This window comes from Porphyromonas crevioricanis, from assembly GCF_900476255.1.
GTDB lineage: Bacteria > Bacteroidota > Bacteroidia > Bacteroidales > Porphyromonadaceae > Porphyromonas > Porphyromonas crevioricanis.
The window spans coordinates 1,411,584-1,430,695 of the sequence record NZ_LS483447.1 but is presented as its reverse complement, the minus strand read 5'-3'; the positions used below and the strand labels follow the sequence as shown (position 1 = coordinate 1,430,695).

General features: G+C 44.5%; 12 protein-coding genes. 4 read left to right on the top strand and 8 right to left on the bottom strand.

All coding sequences use genetic code 11. From position 1 onward, the window contains the following. Window positions 1–53 precede the first annotated feature (53 nt). Entirely contained in the window at window positions 54–2,837 is a 2,784-nt protein-coding gene (locus DQN70_RS06235) for a TonB-dependent receptor (protein ID WP_023937747.1), read from the bottom strand. A gap of 250 nt (window positions 2,838–3,087) precedes the next feature. Here DQN70_RS06235 and DQN70_RS06230 point away from each other — a divergent pair, with 250 nt between their 5' ends. Next, the gene (locus DQN70_RS06230) at window positions 3,088–4,206 is read left to right on the top strand and encodes a DUF4831 family protein (protein WP_042120319.1); all 1,119 of its coding nucleotides are present in this window, start codon (window positions 3,088–3,090) and stop codon (window positions 4,204–4,206) included. An 84-nt stretch (window positions 4,207–4,290) separates the two neighbouring features. Continuing rightward, on the top strand, window positions 4,291–5,289 hold the full coding sequence (bioB, locus tag DQN70_RS06225; RefSeq protein ID WP_023937749.1) for a biotin synthase BioB: 999 nt from the start codon (window positions 4,291–4,293) through the stop codon (window positions 5,287–5,289). A 210-nt stretch (window positions 5,290–5,499) separates the two neighbouring features. On the opposite strand, the gene DQN70_RS06220 is transcribed toward bioB, so the two are convergent. Together DQN70_RS06220 and pta are read right to left on the bottom strand one after the other, a co-directional pair. After that, complete coding sequence (locus tag DQN70_RS06220) at window positions 5,500–6,696, bottom strand: acetate kinase (RefSeq protein WP_023937456.1); 1,197 nt, start codon at window positions 6,694–6,696, stop codon at window positions 5,500–5,502. A 25-nt stretch (window positions 6,697–6,721) separates the two neighbouring features. Next, window positions 6,722–7,729, bottom strand: coding sequence for a phosphate acetyltransferase (pta, locus tag DQN70_RS06215; RefSeq protein WP_023940984.1), 1,008 nt, complete (start codon window positions 7,727–7,729; stop codon window positions 6,722–6,724). 426 nt (window positions 7,730–8,155) lie between these two features. Between pta and DQN70_RS06205 the strand changes: the two genes are divergently transcribed. Together DQN70_RS06205 and DQN70_RS06200 are read left to right on the top strand one after the other, a co-directional pair. Next, window positions 8,156–8,941 (top strand): threonine/serine exporter family protein, encoded by a 786-nt coding sequence (locus DQN70_RS06205; RefSeq protein ID WP_023937459.1) that lies wholly within the window; start codon window positions 8,156–8,158, stop codon window positions 8,939–8,941. 6 nt (window positions 8,942–8,947) lie between these two features. Then, complete coding sequence (locus DQN70_RS06200) at window positions 8,948–9,448, top strand: threonine/serine exporter family protein (RefSeq protein ID WP_023937460.1); 501 nt, start codon at window positions 8,948–8,950, stop codon at window positions 9,446–9,448. 675 nt (window positions 9,449–10,123) lie between these two features. Here the strand turns inward: DQN70_RS06200 and DQN70_RS06195 are convergent. The 5 genes from DQN70_RS06195 to DQN70_RS06175 form a co-directional block, all read right to left on the bottom strand. Continuing rightward, complete coding sequence (locus DQN70_RS06195; protein WP_023937463.1) at window positions 10,124–12,238, bottom strand: M3 family metallopeptidase; 2,115 nt, start codon at window positions 12,236–12,238, stop codon at window positions 10,124–10,126. A 172-nt stretch (window positions 12,239–12,410) separates the two neighbouring features. Then, window positions 12,411–13,610, bottom strand: coding sequence for a methionine gamma-lyase (gene megL / locus DQN70_RS06190; RefSeq protein ID WP_197711762.1), 1,200 nt, complete (start codon window positions 13,608–13,610; stop codon window positions 12,411–12,413). 179 nt (window positions 13,611–13,789) lie between these two features. Continuing rightward, window positions 13,790–15,070, bottom strand: coding sequence for a serine hydroxymethyltransferase (gene glyA / locus DQN70_RS06185; RefSeq protein ID WP_023940976.1), 1,281 nt, complete (start codon window positions 15,068–15,070; stop codon window positions 13,790–13,792). 47 nt (window positions 15,071–15,117) lie between these two features. Further along, on the bottom strand, window positions 15,118–16,497 hold the full coding sequence (locus DQN70_RS06180) for a tryptophanase (RefSeq protein ID WP_023937469.1): 1,380 nt from the start codon (window positions 16,495–16,497) through the stop codon (window positions 15,118–15,120). Window positions 16,498–16,816: 319 nt separating this feature from the next. Beyond that, a complete protein-coding gene (locus tag DQN70_RS06175; RefSeq protein ID WP_023940974.1) occupies window positions 16,817–18,631 on the bottom strand; it encodes a T9SS type A sorting domain-containing protein in 1,815 nt (604 codons plus the stop codon). Between the last annotated feature and the right edge of the window lie 481 nt (window positions 18,632–19,112).

The following is a 19,112-nucleotide window of genomic DNA, read 5'->3' as shown; positions in this document are numbered from 1 at the left end:
GCAGTACCGAACTTAGTACCCTCCACTCGCAAAGATAATCTATTGGAGGTAAATCAATGACGACGAGGACCGGGCATCGTCGAAGCCGGAAGCTTCATATCCTTATGGGAAGCTCCGCCACTAAACGAGTCGAACTTATATATAAAATGCAACATTACATGCCGTCCCATCGAGTTCACTTTTTCCTCGGAAAGTGTCAAAGGGGTGCTGACTGAGGAAACAGCTGCTCCCTGATCCAACATATCATATATCTTGAGACGAAGTGTAGCTCTCTTCTCTGCGAGGAAGCTATAAGACACAAACGTATCCCAATTAACAGCTCTATTTCTGAAGTCCTGACTAAATCCGGAGTTGGCATTATAATTCATGTCCGAACCTAAACTCAATCCCCAAGGTATATTAAGAGTGATTTCGTGATTGAATGTGTAGTCTTGTGTATTGATCTCATTTTTCCCGGCTGTCGTATTCGTCACATAGCTCCATCCAAGTCTACCGTTCAATGATGTATAGAGGAAGCTGTTTTGATAGGCGAGAGTCAGACGATTATTTGTTCTCAACCCTTTGGATGTATTCTTTTGTCCGTTTACAAAGCTGGGATTTTGCGAATAGGCACCACTCAAACTCATCCTCAAGCTAAGCCCACGATTTCCCAAAGGTCTGGTGTAAGAAGCATTGCCATGGAGCATATAGCCACCACTTTCATTTGTATAGCTCAATGTTCGCTTACCAGTCTTAGGATCATACTGAGAATAAGGGACAATGGCATTCATAAAGTATGAAGCAAAAAGAGAACTCCGGATAGAAGATTTAGAAGCACTATTATAGTGCTGTATGCGAGCAAATAAGTTATGAGCAAATCCGGGTTTAAGAGTCGGGTTACCTACAATCTCAAGCAAAGGGTTGGTGTCATCAGGTATTGGGATCAACTGCTCAAGTCCGGGCTGCAAGCTCCGTCCTCTATAGGTCAAGCGCACGGAGGTTTGCTTCCGAGGGTTATAAGTAAAGCTCATTATCGGAGCAAAATTGAGAGCCCTAATAGTTGTGTCCAAAGCAGAAATCTCTGAGCTACCGACTCTTTTGCTATGGGTCTGGCTCGGATCGACACTAAAACCCAATGTAAAATCACTGAACTTACGGATGTACTTCAGATTGACACCCAATTTTTGGCTTGTGAAACGGTTGCTGAACTCCCCATTCGATGTTTTCACATCGTTGGATACAAATCGATCCCAACTTCTATTGTTTTCCTGTTGCTGCTGCCTCAACGAATACGTTCCTTGCAGAAAAAAGCTACTCCAAACAGGCTCTACATAGGATAACCACAAACGATAACCATATCTGGAAATATCATTGTTGTCTTTCCTGAAAGGCATTCCTTCCGATTGGTGATCAGCTTCACGATCTTCTCCCCTATAATTGAAACTAAGCATCGAAGAAATCGTGCGTCCTCGGCTATTGAGCCGGCGACTGAAATTGAGAAAATGGAATGTGGACCACAGACGGCTGTCCTCCTTCATTGCGTAATGTCCCTCATTGATCAAGGTCTCACTACCCTCGGGGGTTGTACGATAATCGACATCATAAAGCCGTCGCCCGATATTCATGCGCAAAGAGGGTCTGTATATAAGCTCGGTGAGCGAATCGGGTTTCCACACCAAGCGTAACTCAACCCCAGCATTGTGCCTGTAACTCCGATCTAAGCTGTGCTCCGTCTGATGAGTGTTCTTTCCGTCTGGCAAGATGTTGATAATAGACCGATCTGTACGTACAAACTGATCTGCATATCCATACTGACCATTCCCGTTGAGAGAGAGTTGGGAAAACAGATCAGTCGCAGCATTGACTCCTGCAACCACAGACTCAGTAAGCCCCTTACTCGGATCAATCCGAGGTACCTGCATTGGAGAAGCAACAGCCCCTCTCTGACGCCCCATTCCAGAATTTGGATTAATAAAGGATGCTTGTGACATATCCAAATCAAGGTCAGAAAAGCCTTGATTATTGGTATTATTGGCAGCAGCAATGAAAGTGAATTGACTGTCTCCGCTGAAACGATTAATCATAGTACCAGCCTCATATCTGGAGACCGTTCCATAGCTCCCATAAGCAGACCCGAAAAGCCCTTTCCTGAGACTTTTCTTTGTGGTCAGGTTGATCACCGTTTCTTCTTCTCCGTCATCAAATCCGCTCATACGAGCCATGTCGGAGAGTCTCTCCAATACTTGCAACTTATCAATCATATTTGTCGGCAGATTCTTGCCGGCTACCTTGGGATCCCCGGCAAAAAACTCCTTGCCGTCTATCAAGATTTTGGAGATTTCTTTCCCGTTTATCTTAATCTTCCCCGACTCATCCACTTCCGCTCCAGGAAGTTTCTTGATGAGATCTTCAAGCACAGATCCTTCGGAAAGGCCATAATTAGCTGCACTAAACTCCAGCGTATCTCCTCGCACCTGCATATCCGCAGCTAAGGCCTTCACAGTCAGAGTTTGCAAATGCAAAGCATCTTCCCGCAAATTTATATTTCCCAGTTGCCAATCTTTTGTCCGGCTCAACCTAACCTCTTTGTCCACGGTTGCGTACCCTATGTAGGAAACCGAAAGCCGATATTTGCCGGCCGGCACATTCTTGACCGAAAAAAAACCGTTAGTATTGGTGGCAGCACCGTATGTTTTCTGATCATTCTTGAGCTGTACGTGTGCTCCGATAATGGCTTCACCTTGCATATCCAACACCAAACCGGTAGCTGTATGCAGGTCATTTTGGGCAGATACATTTCCCCAGGGGGAAAAGGCACAAAGGAGGAGGATAAGAAGTGTCCAAAAGTTTACTTTCATACTTACAGTTTTTATCTATCGCAATTATCAAACAATCAAATAGAGCGAAAAATAATAAGCACTACGATCGCTCGCCTATTCCTCAGATCACAAAAGGGTATGAATGTTTAATTTCACCCAAACCTTTGAATCAAATAGGCTCAATCCCTATACCTCGATCTCTCAAAATCGGACTTTGAAAAGACAGAGGGTAATCAGGCCAAAAAGATTGTATTAGCTTTGCGACACTTGGAACAAGACTTCTACCGATATGCAACGAACCATAATCATATGGAGTTGGCTCTGCTTGTCTTTCCTGTCTCTATGTGGGGATTTATCCATGCAGGCTCAAACTCATGTCAGCAAAGTAACAGCAGAAAAGGACAACGACTACGGAGTGACATATACCTTGCCTCAATCGGAGATTGTGGTAGATGTCTTAGTCGAACACACCAGCTATCAGCCAGGTCCTTTGGCAATCTATGCATCATCCTTACTCGGATCTGAAGCCAAGGCCCAGCCTTTGCAACAATACCATATTAAAGACATCAAAATATCCTCCAAAGGGGTACCCGACCCGAACCACAGCTACAAGGTGGAGTTTCGATCGGGAACACTCGCCCCCTACGTAATTCTCAACGATCGTGGGCTCATCTGCGCCATCAACGCCGGCAGTTCCGAAATTCACAATTGGCCTCTGAGAGAATCTGAACCTTTCGACTTGAACTCACTCAATCATCAAGAAAGACAAAACCCCATACAACCTTCTCTCCCTCAAGAATTTGCAATTGCAGGTTCGCAATCCAGACAGGCTGAGATTGCAGCCCGGTATCTCTATGAGATACGAGAAGCCAAGATAGACTTGATGAAAGGGAATGTGGAGAGCATGCCCAAAGACGGAGCATCTCTCAAGTTGGCCATAGACGCCCTTAGCGAGCAAGAAGAAGCATCGATGCAGCTATTCTATGGCCAAGAGAAAAAAGAATACAAACATTTCCGTGCAAGAATACAGCCGGGAGATGCAATCTCCAACAGAGTTCTTTTCCGCTATTCCGAAGAATGGGGACTCACAACCTCAGACGATTTGAGTGGCAGACCGGTACGATTGGATCTGGAAATCGTCGAAAACTCCTCCTTTGCACGGGCAGAAGAGGAAATCAAACACGACCGAAAGCTCAAAGGGGTTGTTTACAATGTACCAGGCTTAGCTATTGTTCGACTCAGTCTGGATGGGAAAGAAATAGCCAAGACAAGACTTCCGATAGTCCAATTCGGCCATAGGGAAGCTCTGGCTCCTCGTATGTTCAAACCTCGAAAGGGAGGATCCATACAGATCTATTTCGACCCGGAAACAGGAAGTATCCGACGTATAGAGGGCAATGAGAGTTGAGAAGGGTAATGAAATTCCCATCAACTCAAATTCATTACCCACCCTCATTAATCGAGGATACAACTCATATACCTTCTGAATAACATGATCGATTTTTTAGCCTCGAGAATTATAGAAGGCGGCCTTATATCAGAGTCAGAAGCTTACGCACTACTCGACTATGTGGAGCAAGGTAAAGAAGCAGCTCGGGAAAGGCTTTACGAGGCCTCTCACCGCATCACCCGGAGTCTTAATGGAGTGCGATTTGACACCTGTTCCATCATCAACTGCAAAAGCGGTAATTGTCCGGAAGACTGTAAATGGTGTGCACAGAGTGCCCACTACAGCACTCAAGCAGAGGCTTATGCTCTACTGTCCGACGAGCCATCAGTCAAACTAGCCCGCTACAATCGACAAAACGGCATCAGCCGTTTTTCCCTTGTTGGCAGTGGACGAAAAGCCTCAAACAGGGAAATCGAACATCTATCGGCAACATACAAAGCCATTGCCCAAGTTACTGATATCAAGTGCTGTGCTTCGCTCGGACTGCTTAATGAAGAACAGTTATCCAAGCTCTATTTGGCTGGAGTGAAGACTTATCACTGCAATATGGAAACGGCTCCATCCTTTTTCCGACAACTCTGCACCACTCATACTCAGCAAGACAAACTTGCAACGATAGAGGCCGCTCGCCGGGTAGGAATGCAAATATGCTCAGGTGGCATTATCGGTATGGGCGAAACCGCCCGGCAACGCATCGAGCTGGCTCTCTATTTGCGTTCCATCGGGTCTCTCTCTATCCCAATAAACATTCTACAACCTATACCCGGTACTCCTCTTGGCTCAGCACCCCCTCTGTCTGTAGATGAGATTTTCTGCACCATTGCCTACTTCCGATTTGTCAATCCTACAGCTTATTTACGCTTCTCAGGTGGCCGAAAAAGGCTCTCCGATGAGGAGCAACGCAAGGCTATATACATAGGGATCAATGCTGCTATCACTGGAGATATGCTCACCACAGACGGAGAACAGGTAGCTCATGATATGGCTATGATAGAACAGATGGGGCTGCACAACGAATGGGAGTACGAATGGAATAAGTGAGTTTGCAATCGGCTCTGCAATCCACAAAAAGTCTCTCATCTCTGGTATTTCGGTAGTGAGAGATTTTTTTCATAGAATATGATTTGCATAAAAAAGGAGCAACAGTTTCTGCAAGACTGTCCTCCATAAAAACAAAAAAATAAGAGGCGCGCCAAAAAATCATATTTTGGCGCGCCTCTTATCTATAAATTCGAGAGGAAGGGGCTTACATTACCCCAATATCTCCATTGTATCTTTAGCTATCAAGAATTCTTCGTCTGTAGGAACGACAATCACTTTCACTCGACTGTCAGAAGAGCTGATCACTTTCTCCTCACCACGCATATTGGTATTGACGGACTTGTCAATCTTGACTCCCATAAACTCAAGCCCTTCGCAAGCTATTTCACGAGTTGTCCATTGGTTTTCGCCTACCCCTCCGGTGAAGACAATCACGTCCACACCACCGAGAGCAGCAGCGTAGGAGCCGATGTATTTCTTAATACGATAGTCATACATCTTCATTGCCAATATCGCACGAGGATTACCGGCCTTGATGGCTCCTTCTATGTCACGCATATCGCTTGATACACCACTTACACCCAAGACACCGCTCTTTTTATTGATCATCTCGGAGAGCTGAGCCAGAGTCATGTTTTCTTTCTCCATAACAAAAGTCAAGGCACCCGGGTCTACATCTCCACAGCGAGTTCCCATCATCAGACCGGACACTGTACTCATACCCAATGATACATCAATAACCTTGCCCTGCTTGATAGCGGCGATAGAAGCTCCATTACCAATGTGAGCCGTAATGATATTCACTTTGTTGATATCCAAGTTGAGTATCTCGCAAGCTCTCTGACTTACATAGCGGTGGCTGGTTCCGTGAAAGCCATAGCGACGTACTCCATGTTTCTCATACATCTCGTATGGCAAAGTACTCATGTAGGCATAGTCCGGCATCGTCTGATGAAAAGCCGTATCAAATACCCCTACCTGGCGGATATTGGGGAGGATGGCCTTAATAGCCTCTATCCCTTTGATATTGGCAGGATTATGTGCTGGAGCCAAATCTGTACACTCTTGGAGAGTCGTAATCACATTCACATCGATCTCCACACTATTGGCGTATTTGCTACCGCCATGTACCAAACGGTGGCCAACAGCTTCTATCTCGTTGTAATCCTTGATACAGCCATATTTCTCACTGCGCAATGTCTCAAGAATAAATCCTACAGCCACAGTATGTTCAGGCATATTCTTCTCCAGCACAACCTTCTCTCCATTGGGAAGTTTGAGCTTTAGGAAGCTATCGGGCAAGCCCAATTTCTCCACTCCACCTTCGGCCAACACACTGCCCTGAGGCATATCTATAAGCTTATATTTTACTGAGGAGCTACCACAGTTAAGAACCAATATCTTCATATCTGTCTAAAGAAAATTCAATCAATTATTTTTTCAAAGCAATAGCTTGATTAGCCGTGATAGCCACGAGCTTGTATATATCATCCACAGAACATCCACGGCTGAGATCGTTCACCGGAGCCCCCATTCCCTGAAGTACCGGGCCAATCGCTTCGGCATGACCCAACCGTTGCACCAACTTGTATCCGATATTTCCGACTTCCAGACTCGGGAAAACCAGCACATTGGCCTTACCTGCCACCGGGCTGCCTGGAGCTTTCAGCTCACCCACCTCTTTGATCAAAGCCGCATCGGCCTGTAATTCTCCGTCAATCATTTCATTAGGGGCTTTCTGCTGAGCAAGTTTGGTTGCTTCTACCACCTTATCTACAAATTCGTGTTTGGCACTTCCCTTTGTGGAGAAGCTCAACATAGCCACACGAGGCTCGATGCCGGCCAGAACGCGAGCAGACTGAGCAGAAGCTACTGCTATCTGTGCCAACTCCTCGGCACTGGGGTTGGGGATCACTGCACAGTCAGCACAGCAGATCATACCCTTTTCGCCCAAATCTTCGGCCTTGGTAAAGAGCATAAAGAAACCACTCACACAGCTAAAGCCCGGAGCTGTCTTGATAATCTGTAGGGCAGGACGAAGTACATTACCAGTAGTGTTGATGGCACCGGCTACTTCTCCATCTGCATCTCCATTCTTGATCATCAAACAAGCCATATACAAAGGATCCTCGACCAGCTTAGCAGCCTGTTCGGGGGTCATCCCTTTTGATTTGCGCAATTCAACCAGAAGATCTATGTAGGTCTGTTTGTGAGGATTATTCTGTGGGTCTATGATTTCAGCTTGCCCGATATGTTTCAGGCCCAACTCATCAGCCTTGACTTTTATCTCGGCTGATTTGCCCAGTAATATTACTTTCACTACGCCGTCAGCCAACAGTTTGTCAGCCGCCTGCAATGTACGGGATTCATTACCCTCCGGTAGGACAATGCGCTGAGGCATGGCCTTTGCCCGGTTGATAATTTCTTGTAATACGTTCATTATGGATATGTTTATTAAGATGTATTTGCTTTTAACTGTTCGTTTTGAGCACTACAAAAGTAAGCAAAACCTCACAGTGTCTGAACTGTTCCGTGCGAGAAATGTCCTCCATTTGATCGCTTGCCAAACAACTAAAGGAGCTATCTTTGCTGCACCAAACAAGTATGTCGGGGTAGTTGGGAAGAGACCTAACAATCTTTATCAATTTCCCGGGCAAGGCTGGGAAGGGTGTAGGTAAAATTGAGGTTGTATTGGTCAGTGTTGATGTTCAGAGTTGGGTGATAGAAATTCCTGTCTGGAAGCTATTCTGCCAAGATTACAAAAGGATAATCGACAAAACAACCCTCATATGGATTTATTTGTCTATGTAATACGATTTTATATACATCCTGCCCTGTTTTATGGAATTACCGCACAGATAGCAAAATGACTATTAACCACCTCAAACAAATCGCCACTTTTTTGGCTGAATATTCTGCCAGACTCATTGGCTCCGGTGTTCATACTTCACGGACAGTCCGCAATACGAAACGCATAGGGAATGCCCTCGGAGCGGAAGTTCACCTAAACCTCTCGATGAAAACCATGACTCTCACGGTCTGTGATCAAGAGAGCGGAGATATTATCACTGAAGTGATCGATATACCCACACTCCCAATAAAATTCGTACTAAACTCCGAACTAAGTGCACTCAGCTGGGAAATACACGACAAAAAGCTCTCTATAGATCAGGCGCAGGAGCGGTATGAAGAAGTGCTGCTCAAGTCGAACAGGCAAAAATTCTGGCAAGCCTGGCTATTGATCTCTCTATCCAATGCATGTTTTTGTGCTCTTTTCGGTGGAGATTTTTTTGCCTGCATACTGGTTGCTTTCGCAACAGCAGCGGGCTTCTATGTTCGTAAGTATTTGATTGAGAAACGAGGCTTGAATGCCTATGTAGCCATAACAATAGCCGCTGCGATCTCCTCCGGATTGCCGGCTCTGGCCCTTTATCTCGGATATCCGACAACGACTCCTGGCACAGCTCTCGCAACCTCTGTCCTATACATTATCCCCGGAGTTCCCCTGATCAATGGTATTATAGATATTGTGGAGGGGCATACTCTCTCGGGAACCTCTCGACTCATTCACAGTGCTCTCATCATCCTAAGTATAGCCTGCGGTATGGCCATCACCCTACTAATCACCACGGGAACTATAGCCCAAATATAATCGCTTATGGACTTCCTCACCCCTCTTTTACTCGATGCTTTCTTTGCCGGCATGGCTGCAGTTGGATTTGCAGCCGTATCCGTTCCTCCCCGCCGATCTTTTCCTCCAATTATCATATTAGCAGCTTTGGGGCACGGACTCCGCTGGTTCCTAATGAACCGTTTGGGAGTGGATATTGTAGGAGCCTCTCTCTTAGCCTCTATCCTTATCGGGTTTGGTAGTTATGTATTTGGCCGTTGGTGGACCCACTGCCCCATGACAGTACTCTACATTCCAGCTCTTCTACCCATGATACCCGGTATGTATGCCTACAATGCCGTGTTGAGTTTGGTACGCTTTGTGATACACCACAAAGAGGGCGCATTGGCTATTCAGTATATGCAAGACTTCCAAACGAATATGATTATTGCTGTAACAGTACTTTTCACCTTGGGAGTTGGCTCTATTTTGCCGGTGTTTATCCTACACAAATCCTCTTATACCCTTTCGCGAAAAAAGAAATACTAAGGAAATTCGCTTAAGCATTCCAGTCTCAAAGTCGCATAGCTCTTTGAGAGTATTGCACAATCCACTCTCTTCCGGATTGTGCAATCTTTTATATGCGGATTTTCGGCTGCATTTTTCTCGTCTCATCTGCATTCCACAAGGCTCTTTCCAAGATGCTTCCTTCTGTTTATTTTTATATTCTATTGTTTCCTATCTGAGAGGTTTTCTCTACTCAAATCAGAGGTCCTTCATTGAGTTTTTCTGCTCTTTTTTTGATGTGCATGGGAGCCGTTTTTTGCTAACACGGGAGAGAACGAAAATTCTCTCCCGTGAGAGCAAACTTTTTCTCCTGTGTTAGCAAAATTTCTCTCAGGAGAGAATTTTGACCCTCTCAGAACACCCTATTCATCGGGGTTTTGAGAGGTCGATATAATGCATAAAAAAGGCTGCTGTTTACTTCCTAAAAAAGGTCTCTCTTTTTTCTCTTTTTCCAATTCTTACAGGGCACAAGAGTTTACAAAACATATACAATCAAACAGTCGAGGCAAAGAGATTTTGAATGCCCATACGACGGACTCCAAAAGCTGAACCAACAAATCCTTTCCTATCAAAAAGATAGAGAGTGCCTGCCTTCTTCTCGGGCAGACTCTCTCTATCTTTTTGAGTCGTTTTTGTTGAGCTCAAGAAAAGGACTGACTACATCACCCCTCTCGATTTCAACAGATCTTCCACTTTAGGCTTTTCCAGACCAGTGAAAAGAGAGAACAACTTGGCTAGATCTTCCGTATGTCCTTTAGACAAAATCATTTCACGGAAACGCTGCCCTCCCTCAGCTGTCATTCCTCCGTTAGCCTTGAACCATGTGTAGATGTTTTGATCCAAAACTTCCGACCACAAATAAGCATAATAGCCGGCAGCGTAGCCAATGGAGAAAATATGGCGGAAATAAGGAGACTTGTAGCGAGGAGGAACCTGGGCATTCAATATCCCCATTTTCTTCAATGCTTCGGCTTCAAAAGCCTCTATATCGTTTATGTCCGTATCAGCCGAAATGCTATGCCAAGCCATATCGATAGTCACAGCAGAAAGATTTTCACCCAAGCTATATGCCTGATTGAAATGAGAAGCCTCTTCCATTTTTGTCAATAGAGAATCTGGCACAACTTCTCCCGTCTGATAATGCTTGGCATAATGAGTCAGCACAGAAGGCTCAACGGCCCAGTGTTCATTAAACTGCGAAGGCATTTCCACAAAATCACGAGGTACGGCTGTACCGGACAGAGATACATACTTCTGCGAGGCAAACAACCCATGCAGGGTGTGTCCAAACTCATGGAAAAGAGTACCTACTTCATCAAAAGTCAATAGACAAGGTTTGCCTGGCTCCGGCTTGGTGTAGTTGCAGACATTGTATATGATGGGCTTGGTTCCCTCCACTGTACTTTGTTCTTGCCAGTTGCTCATCCATGCTCCGCCACTCTTAGATGGACGTTTATAGAAGTCAGTGTAGAGCAAAGCTATCTGTTCGCCACCTTTGTCAAACACATCAAAAACTCTCACATCTTCTTGATATACAGGCAAGTCATCTCTCTCCTTGAAGCTCAATCCATAGAGGGCATTGGCTGCATAGAAAACACCATTGTGCAATACGCTGTCAAGCACAAAATACGACTTCAGTGTATTTTCGTCCAGATCGTACTTTTCCTTACGTAGCTTCTCGGCATAATAAGCCCAATCCCAGGCTTCGAGCTTCATACTCTTATCTCCGGTGAGCTTCTGCATATAGCTCTGAAGCTCATTTGCATCGGTCTTAACTTTTTTGCTATAACCGGCTGCAAGGGTACCAAGCAAATCATAGATATGCTCAGGAGTCTTAGCCATTTGGTCTTCTACTTTCCATGCGGCAAAAGAGTTGTACCCAAGCAACTTTGCTTTTTGTGCTCTCAATTTGGCAATACGACGAATAATATCTCTTGTATCATTGACATCCCCTTTGGAGCAACGATTTACCGAAGCTTCGTAGAAACGACGCCTCACCTCTCGGTTTTCGAGGAAAGCCATCTGAGGTTGCTGTGTTGTATTAGTGAGCTGGAGCAGATATTTCCCTTCATGCCCCTTTTTCTTGGCTTCTTCAGCTGCAGAGGAAATCTCTATGTCCGTAAGTCCAGCCAATGAATCTTTGTCTGAAACCAAAATATAATTGGCATAAGTTGCGTCAGTCAGCTTCTGCCCGAACTCAGTAGAAAGAGAAGCCAATTGAGCATTGATCTTTTTCAACTCTGCTTTATCCTGAGCCGACAAATTAGCCCCGGCACGGACAAAATCATTGTAATAATACTCAACTAAGCGTTTGTCTTCTCCCTCCAATGCCTCAGAGCGTGTTTCATAGACTTTCTTGATACGAGCAAAAAGAGCCTCATTCAGAAAGATCGCATCGCTATGATCAGAGAGTTTGGGCATCATTTCAGATTCAATGGCTTTCAACTCATCATTGGTATGAGCCGAGACCAAGCCAAAAAAGACAGCCGATACTCTGCGCAAAGACTTACCGGAAAGTTCCAAAGCCAATACCGTATTGTCGAAACTTGGTTTTTCACCGTTGTTTACAATAGAGTCAATTTTGGCCAATTGCTCATTCATGGCCACTTCGAAAGCCGGCTTAAAATCGGAATTTTTGATACTGGCAAAGTCGGGCGCACCCATGAACAGCTCGGAAGGTCGGAGCAAGGGATTTTCTTCGCCCTGCTTTGCCCGTTGTGTACATGATGATACCATAACTAACAGAGCTAAAGCTAAAAGCGTTTTTTTCATACTTGTTGTTTTGATTAGTGAGACAGAAAGGAATTACTATTGTCTGCGAAGATAACAAATTTGCTTTGAGCACTTTCCCAAACACAAGCCCCCCAACCGAGCACGATTGGGGGGCAACATAAATGTCCTAAAAAAATCCTGCCTAAAGAGGCTTGGGAAAATAGGGATATAATCAGATCAGTTTGTCTAACCCTTGTTTAAGGTCAGCTATGATATCTTCCGGATTTTCCAAACCGACGGAAAGCCGCACAAGACCTTCGGAAATATCACTGGCGGCACGCTCTTCGGGAGTATAAGGAGAGTGAGTCATAGAGGCCGGGTGCTGTATCAATGTTTCAGTATCTCCAAGACTGACAGCAAGAGAACAAAGTTGCACGCTATCCATAAGAGTAATACCGGCTTCTCGTCCGCCTTTGACTTCAAAAGCAATCATCGCACCGGGCTGATCCATAAGCCTTTTAGCCAAGTCATATTGAGGGAAGCTCTTCAGACCCGGATAGGCGATATTTTGCACAGCGGGATGCTGCTCAAGGAACTCGGCCACTTTTTGAGCATTACTGCAATGACGATCCATGCGAACCTCAAGAGTCTTCATTCCTCGGTTGATAAGCCAAGCATCGAACGGGCTCATGGAAGCTCCAGTCAGGTCTTTTACTCCCAACAAACGCACTTGATCGATATACTCCTTTTTCCCCACTGCAAATCCGGCGATTACATCACCATGCCCATTGAGATATTTTGTTGCCGAATGAACTACCATATCTGCGCCATGCTCTAATGGGCGAGTGAGATAAGGAGTGGCGTAGGTATTATCCACCATTACTTGCACGCCTTCTTGACTGTGGGCGATCTTAGCTACCGCATCAATGTCCGTGATGTACATATTGGGGTTGGCAGGAGTCTCTATGTACACAAGTTTAGTATTGGGTCTCATGGCCTTACGCACGTTTTCTGGATCGCGCATATCTACAAATGTGACCTCTACTCCATAGCGACTAAGACCATGCTCCAGGAAAGAGAAGGTACAACCATAGAGGGTCTTGCCTGCTACAATGTGATCTCCAGCCTTAACCAGGACCCAGATAGCGGAGCTAATAGCTCCTATTCCAGAAGACATACTGCACGCAGCCTCTCCACCTTCCAGCATGGCCAACTTTTCTTCCACCATGGTACAAGTGGGATTGCCGAGTCTGGTATAGATATAACCTTCTTCTTCCAATGCAAAACGTCTACCTCCTTGGGCAGCATTCTCAAACACGAAAGTGGAAGTTTGGTAGATAGGAGCAGCCAATGTACCAAACTCATTTTCTACAGATCCGGCATGGATGGCGCGGGTAGCAAAGCCGCTTTTTTTCAGCTCTTCATTTTTCATCATATCGCTTCGATGTTTTGAGGCAAAGTCTCGTTCGGCCAAGCCTCTGTCTTTAATTCTAAATTGTAGGTCAGATATAGAGAATCTACAGATTTCATATACCCAAAAGCCCTCGTCAAATCAAACGATTTGCGAGGGCTTTTAATCATTCATTGAGCAATAACTTTACTGCGAGAGAATTACCAGGCATACAATTCGTAGGCCGACATCATCTTGTTCACCTCTGCTCGTACGGCTGCTATGACTTTCTCATCCTCTGGAGAAGACAACACACGGTCGATCATTTCTACAATTACTCCCATTTGGTCTTCTTTCACCCCACGGGTAGTGATCGCCGGTGTACCCAGACGGATCCCAGAGGTCTGGAAAGGAGAACGTGTGTCGAAGGGTACCATATTCTTGTTGCAAGTAATATCGGCTGCCACAAGAGCTTTCTCTGCCACCTTTCCTGTCAGCTCGGGGAACTTAGTCCTCAAGTCTACCAGTATACAGTGGTTATCCGTTCCGCCAGAAACGAGTTTATAACCCTTATCTACGAGAGCTTGGGCCATGGTAGAAGCATTGAGCTTAACCTGCTGTTGGTAAGCCTTGAACTCAGGCTGCAAAGCTTCTCCAAAAGCAACAGCCTTGGCTGCAATCACGTGTTCCAAAGGACCTCCCTGCACGCCTGGGAATACAGCAGAATCCAAAAGTGCAGACATTTTCTTGATTTCCCCCTTAGGTGTTTTCTTATCCCATGGGTTTTCAAAGTCTTTGCCAAGCAAAATAATTCCACCACGAGGGCCACGGAGTGTTTTGTGTGTAGTAGAAGTTACAACGTGGGCATATTTGAGCGGATTCTCAAGCAGACCCGCAGCAATCAGCCCGGCAGGGTGTGCCATATCTACCATGAGGATTGCACCAATCTTGTCTGCTATCTCACGCATACGCTTGTAGTCCCACTCACGACAATAAGCCGAACCACCACCAATGATCAGTTTAGGCTTTTTCTCCAAAGCCACACGTTCCATCATATCGTAGTCTACACGGCCATCCTCTTCGCCTACGTTATACTCACAAGGACGATAAATCAAACCAGAGCTATTGACTGGAGCTCCATGCGAAAGGTGTCCGCCATGCGCCAAATTGAGCCCCATAAAAGTATCCCCCGGCTCCAAACAAGCAAGCAACACTGCCATATTGGCTTGAGCTCCCGAGTGAGGCTGCACATTCGCCCATTCGGCGTTGTAGAGTTGCTTGATACGATCTATGGCGATTTGTTCGCTTTGGTCCACCACTTCGCAACCTCCATAATACCGTTTACCAGGGTATCCTTCAGCATATTTATTGGTCATGTAGCTACCCATCGCAGCCATCACCTGATCACTTACAAAGTTCTCCGAAGCGATTAGCTCAATACCTTTGAGTTGGCGCTGATGCTCTTTCTCAATCAGGTCGAAGATTACATTGTCCTTCTTCATTGTACTTAATCTGTTATTTTTATGTAGTAATACTGATAAGTTCGCACTTATTTGGCCTTGTCCAGCTCCACCGTAAAATGACGCATCACTGGCAATTCTGCTGTAATCACATATCCTCTCTTGATGCTGTCTCGTCTGTCATATACATTCTTCACGGCAGCAGCCACTACGTCCATGTGGTTGTCCGTATAGGTGCGTCTCGGGATGGCCAAGCGCAACAATTCCAAACGAGGATAACGGTTCTCTCTTGTAACCGGATCACGGTCTGCCAAAATAGAACCAATCTCCACGCCTCGGATGCCAGCTTCGAGATAAAGCTCTACAGCCAATGTTTGAGCAATAAATTCTTCCTTGGGGACATTCGTAAGGATCTTTTTTGCATCGAGAAATATGGCATGTCCACCTGCTGGTCGCTGGTAAGGGATGCCATATTCATCCAATTTGGCACCCAAATAAGCAACCTGATGAATGCGAGAATCCAAAGTATCGAACTCGGTCCCCTCATCCAATCCTTGAGCCAAAGCGTTCATGTCACGTCCGCTCATTCCACCGTAGGTGATATAGCCCTCATTCATAATGCAGAACATTTGGCACCTATGCCATAAGTCTTTGCTCTTGAAAGCAACAAATCCGCCCATATTTACGATCGCATCTTTCTTGCTGGACATCGTCATTATATCAGCGTATTGGTACATCTCCCTTACGATTTCCTTTATTGTCTTATCCGCATAGCCTTCTTCTCTTTGTTTGATGAAATATGCATTCTCGGCAAATCGAGCGGAGTCCATCAAAAGAGGTACATCGTACTGCTTACATAAAGCAGCAACCTCTTTGATATTCTTCATAGAAACAGGTTGCCCTCCAGCCGTATTGTTTGTAACGGTCAATACCACACAGGGGAGCTTGTCATGTGGAGTTTCTTTGAGGATTTTCTCCAATTTGGCAGGATCCATATTTCCTTTGAAAGGGATTTCCAACTGAGTATCTGCAGCTTCATCTATCGTGCAGTCCGGCGCAGCACAACGCCTGAATTCGATATGTCCCTTAGTCGTATCAAAGTGAGAATTACCGGGCACCACATCTCCCTCCTTCAATATAGTGGAGAATAGGACATTCTCAGCCGCACGCCCTTGGTGAGTAGGCAAGAAGTAATCAAACCCCAAAATATCTTTGATTGCCGACTTCATATTGTAATATGAACTGGCTCCTGCATAGCTTTCATCACCTAACATCATGGCAGACCACTGACGATCACTCATCGCTCCGGTACCGGAGTCAGTAAGCAAATCGATAAATACTTGCTCACTTTTGAGTTGGAAAAGATTGTAATGCGCATCTTTGATCCATTCTTCACGTTCCTCACGGGTACTTCTGCGAATGTGCTCTACCATTTTGATGCGGTAAGATTCGGAAAAAGGAAGCTTCATAACATATTGTTGTTTTAGGTTTTAAGGCACGTTGTATCGGCCTTTGCTTCGCAAAAGTAGCCTTTTATTTCGACTCATGGACTCTTATTAAGACTTATTCTTTAGTCTCAGAAAAGAGTGTTGAAACAGCTTTCTCAAGCAGTTTCATGAGAGAAAATCAAAAACAAAAGAGATCATTACATATGCTCATTAACGCAACAGTCTCAAAAGAATCAGAAGCCTCAAGACAGAGACAATAAAAAAGTTCCCTCCCCAAGGTTAATCTCCTCGGGAAGGGAACTCTCTATCTGAATTTAGTATTAAAAAATTGGAAGGAAGATCAATGACGCACCTCTATGGTCTGAATATCTTTACCCACCTGTACTAAGTAAAATCCATTCAACAAGCCAGACAAGTCAATAAGAGCGTGCCCCTGAGTATCTGCCAGTCCTGTATATACAGGGCTACCATCAATCGAGAAGATACGTATCTCAGCTTGTGCTCGCGCTCCAGTAAGAGTTATGTAGCTTGCAACGGGATTGGGATAGAGTTTCAAAGAAGGATTTTCTACGATTTCAGCAGCCCCACCTTGTACGAATGTCACTACCACTTCGCTCTTTTCCTTTAGATGAAACTCCTTATTCTCGGTAATATCCTCTTTACCGACTTTGATACTCTGCAAAGCCCAACCAGCCTTAGGTGTGGCCTCAACGGTAAGTTTTTCTCCTACTGGGACTTTGCTTAGATCATGAAATCCTTTTACAACAACATCCCCCTCTCCTATAACCTTAGTTGTTACAGGGTAAACCAATCTTCCAAAAGTTGCTTTTACAACCGTATTTTCTCTCACTACAAATTTCTTTTTATCACGAATATCCACACCATTGGCAGTAAGTTCGGACAGATATATACCTTGGAACTTATAGTCAATAATTACACTCAACTCAGTGTCTCTCTCAACTGATTTCAAATCAACATCCTGTTCGATACGCATTGTAGCAAACTGTGGATCAAAATCCAGAGTTACACTAAACTTAGGTGTTTCCGTCCCATCTCCATCATATTCATTTTTACCATCATTTGCGCCTCCCTTATGATCAAATACTCTCCATTTCTTTGCTTTCATTCCCTGTACCTGTGTGGGAGTAATTCTGTTGCCTTCGTTGGCATTCTTCGTATCCACAACTGCAAAAAGACCGGGAAGATCATCTGTTTTAGCTCCAAGAGAAGATATCAACTTTTCCATCTTAGATTCATCTCCAATTCGGTTTCCGTAGCATTTAAGGATTCGACACTGTGGGTTCTTAGTCAAATCAATCTCACTCAACTTATTGTTATCACACTCAAGCTTCTCCAACTTGCTAAGGGAGGAAAGATCTATTTTTTCGAGTCCATTCTTGCTTATATGCAGAGCTGTCAAGGAAGGGAGATTACTCAGAGTTATTTTACTAAGATTGTTATTACTCAAGTCCAGTTCCTCCATACTCTCAAAACCATCTATAATTATCTCAGATATTCTATTGTCGGAGCAGCCAAAAATTTCCAGATAAGGAACTGTTGACAGATCTATCGACTCAAGATAATTCTCAGAACAAGTAAGTGTAGTAAAGTCATCCGAAGAAGGGAGCTTCAATGAGGTTATTTGATTCTTTCGACACATAAGTGTCTCCAGAGACTCATTAGAAGAAACATCTAATGAAGAAAGGTTATTGTTCGTGCAGTGCAAAGCCTGAAGTCTTTTTAGAGGACTGACATCTAAACTTGTCAGCTGTCCATTTTCTATCAGAACTTCATACAGATCTTCACTTTCGGAAAAAGATACTGCAGAAAGTTGATTGACTCTGGTGCATTCAAAAGTAGAAAGCTTACCATGCAGCTTAATTGTTGTCTTTGTAATAGGACGTCTAATAATATCCTCCCATTCTTGTTGATCAATTTCCTCACCACCATCTTTTTGACCATTGTTGTTCCAGTCGATCCAACAATCTTTCTTATCTTCATCTCGAGCAGATATACTGAATGCCCATTCACCGGACGTATCGTTCACCGTCAAAGTTACTACTGGTTCTACTGCATAAGAATAAGTTGTCATCAGGAACAGGCCTGACAACAGTATGCCAAAAAACTTGGCAAGAGAAATTGTAGATTTGCTCATCTCACTTCAATTTTTAGAATAGTTTTTCTTCGATCACTAGATAGAGGAGTCCACACTCAAAAGGATAATTATATCACCACCTCTGCTCAATTCTCAGAGCTCCTCTATTTCTCAGATAATTGCGAGGCGATAAGACAAAAGAAGAGAAAGCAACCTCTCTCGACAACAAGGATAACGAGAATTAAACCATATTACGAGAGACCGCTCTCGTAAACAATCCACCCCTATTCATCAGAGAGTTTGATTCCTCAGCCGAGACAAATATATAGAAAATTGGACTACCCCCTCTCGAAAAAGTAAAAGCATAAAAGAAGATCCTCTATTTTGATCGAAAAAATTTAGCAATGATCTAACTCGCAACTGCATCAGACATTTACTTTGAGCATCTTCATATTCGAGAGCACTACTCAAACTTTAAGTTTTCGGACTACGAAGTGAACCCTAAAAATTGGACGAAAAACTTTCAGGGTGCACTTCTCTA

Coding starts and splice junctions, on each gene's coding strand:
- DQN70_RS06235 (WP_023937747.1), bottom strand. CDS start 2,837: ATGAAAGTAAACTTTTGGACACTTCTTATCCTCCTCCTTTGTGCCTTT.
- DQN70_RS06230 (WP_042120319.1), top strand. CDS start 3,088: ATGCAACGAACCATAATCATATGGAGTTGGCTCTGCTTGTCTTTCCTG.
- bioB (WP_023937749.1), top strand. CDS start 4,291: ATGATCGATTTTTTAGCCTCGAGAATTATAGAAGGCGGCCTTATATCA.
- DQN70_RS06220 (WP_023937456.1), bottom strand. CDS start 6,696: ATGAAGATATTGGTTCTTAACTGTGGTAGCTCCTCAGTAAAATATAAG.
- pta (WP_023940984.1), bottom strand. CDS start 7,729: ATGAACGTATTACAAGAAATTATCAACCGGGCAAAGGCCATGCCTCAG.
- DQN70_RS06205 (WP_023937459.1), top strand. CDS start 8,156: ATGACTATTAACCACCTCAAACAAATCGCCACTTTTTTGGCTGAATAT.
- DQN70_RS06200 (WP_023937460.1), top strand. CDS start 8,948: ATGGACTTCCTCACCCCTCTTTTACTCGATGCTTTCTTTGCCGGCATG.
- DQN70_RS06195 (WP_023937463.1), bottom strand. CDS start 12,238: ATGAAAAAAACGCTTTTAGCTTTAGCTCTGTTAGTTATGGTATCATCA.
- megL (WP_197711762.1), bottom strand. CDS start 13,610: ATGAAAAATGAAGAGCTGAAAAAAAGCGGCTTTGCTACCCGCGCCATC.
- glyA (WP_023940976.1), bottom strand. CDS start 15,070: ATGAAGAAGGACAATGTAATCTTCGACCTGATTGAGAAAGAGCATCAG.
- DQN70_RS06180 (WP_023937469.1), bottom strand. CDS start 16,497: ATGAAGCTTCCTTTTTCCGAATCTTACCGCATCAAAATGGTAGAGCAC.
- DQN70_RS06175 (WP_023940974.1), bottom strand. CDS start 18,631: ATGAGCAAATCTACAATTTCTCTTGCCAAGTTTTTTGGCATACTGTTG.